The following is a 4,139-nucleotide window of genomic DNA, read 5'->3' as shown; positions in this document are numbered from 1 at the left end:
GCATTTAGCAAAAGCATTTAGCAAAAGCATTTAGCAAAAACATGAGTGATGAGCGATACCCATATTTGATATTGGCGTTGCTTAGTGGCGGAAGTGACGCATGCCAGTAAATACCATTGCCATACCGTGCTCGTCTGCTGCGGCGATGATTTCTTCATCGCGAATTGAACCGCCCGGTTGGATGATACAACTAATGCCTGCTGCTGCTGCTGCGTCGATACCATCACGGAATGGGAAGAAAGCGTCAGATGCCATGACTGAATTTTCAACCACTAGGCCTTCATCGGCCGCTTTTATTCCGGCTATTTTAGCTGAATATACGCGGCTCATTTGGCCAGCACCGACACCGATTGTCATGCCGTCTTTGGCGTAAACAATGGCGTTAGATTTAACAAACTTCGCCACTTTCCAGCAGAACATTAAGTCTTTTAACTGTTCAGCCGTTGGCTGACGCTTAGACACGACTTTAACGTCTTCTAAGTTCACCATGCCTTGATCGCGATCTTGGATTAACAAGCCACCATTTACGCGTTTGTAATCAAGCGTTGTGGTTTTAGTATTCCACTCACCACATTCTAATAAACGCACGTTAGCTTTTGCTGCAATGATGTCGCGTGCGGCTTGGCTCACTTTAGGGGCAATAATCACTTCAACAAACTGACGGTCAACAATGGCTTGCGCCGTTTTAGCATCTAACTCTTGGTTAAAGGCGATGATGCCACCAAATGCTGATGTTGGGTCGGTTTTAAATGCGCGGTCATATGCTTCTAATAAGTTCGCGCCTAATGCCACACCGCAAGGGTTGGCGTGCTTAACGATAACGCAGGCAGGGCCTTCAAATTCTTTTACACATTCAAGAGCTGAATCGGTATCAGCGATATTATTGTAAGACAACGCCTTACCTTGTAGCTGAACCGCGCTGGCAACTGAAGCTTCATCAATTTGCGTGTCGACATAAAACGCCGCTTTTTGATGGCTGTTTTCACCGTAACGTAAGTCTTGTTTTTTGACAAACTGACTATTGAAAGTACGTGGGAACGTTGAATCGTCATGACATTCGTCGTTACTGTGTGCTGGCACCATAGTACCGAAGTAGTTAGCGATCATGCCGTCATAAGCTGCGGTATGTTCAAAGGCGGCAATGGCTAAGTCAAAACGCGTCTCTAAAGTAGTGCTGCCGTTGTTGGCTTGCATTTCTGCAATCACGCGGCCGTAATCTTTAGCGTTGACCACAATCGTAGTGTCTTTATGGTTTTTAGCGGTTGAACGCACCATAGTAGGGCCGCCAATGTCGATGTTCTCAACAGCGTCCGCTAAGGTGCAGCCAGGTTTAGCAACGGTTTCAGCAAATGGGTATAAGTTAACCGCAACTAAGTCGATAGGCTTAATGGCGTTTTGTTCCATGACGATTTCGTCAATACCGCGACGGGCTAAAATGCCACCGTGAATTTTTGGGTGTAGGGTTTTAACACGACCATCCATAATTTCTGGATGACCCGTGTAGTCAGACACTTCCATTACCGGGATATTATTGTCTGCAAGTAACTTTGCAGTACCGCCCGTTGATAAGAGTTCAACACCTTGTGCATGCAGCGCTTGTGCAAACTCAAGGATTCCAGTTTTATCTGATACGCTTAATAGCGCGCGACGAATTGGTCTGACATTATTCATGTAGGTACAGGTCCGCTAGTTTGATTTTAAGGAGCTTTAGTAAAACAGAGTCAATTAAAGTCTGCTTTACCAAAGTCCCTCATAGTGTTTTTTAGATTGCTTAACACCGTCGAGGCATATTGTGTTGTGATCAGGCGGGCGTATTTTATCGTAAACCGCTTCTATTGGGTGTTTTTTCTGTGTGATTTCACAATATTGAAATAAGAACAAAGGTACGCAAAAATAATCGTCCAATAACCCTTGACCTTGGATTAAACTCCAAGGTTTATACTCAGGTAAAATTCAGATCACGATGGTGAGTTAACATATGTATCGAATAGGCGAACTTTCTGCTTTATATGACATTAAAGCAGACACATTACGGTTTTACGAAAAGCATGGTTTGTTATCACCTTCAAGTCGCTCTGATTCTGGGTATCGGTTATATAACCAAGCTGACTCTGAACGGCTCAAGTTTATATTACGCGCTAAAGCGGTTGGTTTCTCGCTTAACGATATCGCCGATTTATTATCTATCGAAGTGGACAAGTCCAATCGTGCCTGTGCAGACGTTAAAGGTTTGGTTGATACCAAGCTTGAGCAAGTGGAAGCCAAAATCGCCGAGTTACAACACTTTGCAACATCGCTAAAAAGTTTATCGAATACCTGTTGTGGTGGCCCAGATAGCGCAGAGCATTGCTCGATACTCGAAGCGTTAGAGTCGTCAGATAAACACATTATTGCAAAAAAAGAACATCATCATTTTGCTCATTCAGGTCATAAGGATTAAGTATGTTATTGACCAATTTTCTTCATTTATTTTTAGAATCTGCTCCGTGGTTGTTACTGGGCTTGGTGCTGGCCGGGTTGCTAAAAGTATTTGTGCCGATGGCATGGATGCAAAAGCAACTTGGCGGCCATGGAATGAAAACCGTCGTTAAGGCAGCATTATTAGGTGCACCTTTACCTTTGTGTTCGTGTGGTGTTATCCCCGCAGCAGTTGGTTTACGTCGAGCTGGCGCCTCAAAAGCCGCTACAACCTCTTTTTTAGTGTCGACTCCAGAAACTGGCGTTGACTCAATTACCGTATCCTATGTATTACTCGGGCCTTTTATGGCGATAGTGCGTCCGATAGCGGCGATTACTAGCGCGATAGTGGCGGGTTTATTAGTGGGCCGTGATGACGATGATGGTATTCCTGCGTCAACATCTGCTAAAGCGAAAACGGCCACTGATTCATCAGCGAGTGCCAAGCCGGTATCATCATGCTGCGCACCTAAATCAACTGCTAGCTCAGACGCCAGCGCAGAAGCGACATCAACATGTAAAGCAACCGCAACCGCAAACACAATGCAAAATGCTAGCGTGAAAATGACAGCGATTAAATCAGAATCAGTTAAGTCTAGATCGATATTAAGCCCGATCACAGCTGCGCAATCAATCGTTGGCAGTCGTTCGCAAGTAAAGCAAAGCAGTTGTTGTGGTAGTAAAACTGTGGATAAACCAGCCGAGTCTGCACCTGCTGCCTGTTGCAGCACAAAAGCAAAAGATGATGTGAAAAATGAAACACCAGCTGCAACCGTTACATCAAGTTGCTGCAGTAGCAAAGCTGAGCCAAAGGTCGAAGCGATATCGACAAGCTGTTGCAGCACAGCAACGACAGTAAACCCAGCAACAAGTGAAAGTAGTGATGAAGCCAGCTGCTGTGCATCGACTCAAGATATGGCAACAGAGTTGAAGCACAACAGTGTATTCAGCCGTGTTTTATCGGGTTTGCATTACGCAGCCACAGATTTAGTCAAAGACACCACCTTGTGGTTATTAGTCGGGTTATTTTTTGCCGCCATCGTGCAGACTTATGTGCCGGCTGACTTTTTAGTTAAGTGGGGTGATGGCATTCTGGCGATGTTAGTGATGGTTCTAGTGTCGATCCCGATGTACATCTGTGCCACCGCCTCAACCCCCATTGCTGCTGGTTTGTTATTGGCTGGAGTATCACCAGGTGCGGTACTGGTATTTATGATGGCGGGACCAGCGACCAATATCGCAACGTTAGGTGTGGTGACTAAAGAGCTAGGTAAGCGTGCATTATATGGTTATCTAGGTGGTGTTATGGGTGTGGCGTTAGTATTTGGTGTATTGGTCAATTATCTAGTGGATACCTTCGGTTTTGAAGTGATGCCGCAGATTGGTGAAGAGCATGCTTTATTACCGCAAGGTGTAGTGGCTGTTTCTGGTATTGTGCTGGCGGTGTTAATGGCCAAAGTATTGTGGGACATGATCCCAAAAGGCAATAAAGAGAAAGGTTGTTGCTCGTAAGTTAAGCCAAATGGGTTAATCAAAGCGAGTTAAGCGCATAAGAAAGCCAGTGATAAATGTCACTGGCTTTTTATCAGGGTAAAATATTGCGGATGGCCCTGTTAACATTAGAACTAGTTAAAATAGTGCTAGTGAACAATAGTGCTAGTGAACAATAGTGCTAGTGAACA

General features: G+C 44.9%; 3 protein-coding genes. 2 read left to right on the top strand and 1 reads right to left on the bottom strand.

What is annotated here, in order from left to right; genetic code table 11:
* Window positions 1–81: 81 nt before the first annotated feature.
* The gene (purH, locus tag H5202_RS18505; RefSeq protein WP_182773366.1) at window positions 82–1,671 is read right to left on the bottom strand and encodes a bifunctional phosphoribosylaminoimidazolecarboxamide formyltransferase/IMP cyclohydrolase; all 1,590 of its coding nucleotides are present in this window, start codon (window positions 1,669–1,671) and stop codon (window positions 82–84) included.
* Window positions 1,672–1,978: 307 nt separating this feature from the next.
* On the opposite strand from purH, the gene zntR reads away from it, so the two are divergent.
* Together zntR and H5202_RS18495 are read left to right on the top strand one after the other, a co-directional pair.
* On the top strand, window positions 1,979–2,440 hold the full coding sequence (gene zntR / locus H5202_RS18500; protein WP_182773365.1) for a Zn(2+)-responsive transcriptional regulator: 462 nt from the start codon (window positions 1,979–1,981) through the stop codon (window positions 2,438–2,440).
* Window positions 2,441–2,442: 2 nt separating this feature from the next.
* Window positions 2,443–3,969, top strand: a complete 1,527-nt coding sequence (locus H5202_RS18495; RefSeq protein ID WP_182773364.1) for an SO_0444 family Cu/Zn efflux transporter — start codon at window positions 2,443–2,445, stop codon at window positions 3,967–3,969.
* Window positions 3,970–4,139 lie beyond the last annotated feature (170 nt).

The organism is Shewanella sp. SG41-4, assembly GCF_014164505.1.
Taxonomy (GTDB): Bacteria; Pseudomonadota; Gammaproteobacteria; order Enterobacterales; family Shewanellaceae; genus Shewanella.
Note: the sequence above shows the minus strand (reverse complement) of the source record. Positions and strands in the feature narration are given on the sequence as shown.

Coding starts and splice junctions, on each gene's coding strand:
- purH (WP_182773366.1), bottom strand. CDS start 1,671: ATGAATAATGTCAGACCAATTCGTCGCGCGCTATTAAGCGTATCAGAT.
- H5202_RS18495 (WP_182773364.1), top strand. CDS start 2,443: ATGTTATTGACCAATTTTCTTCATTTATTTTTAGAATCTGCTCCGTGG.
- zntR (WP_182773365.1), top strand. CDS start 1,979: ATGTATCGAATAGGCGAACTTTCTGCTTTATATGACATTAAAGCAGAC.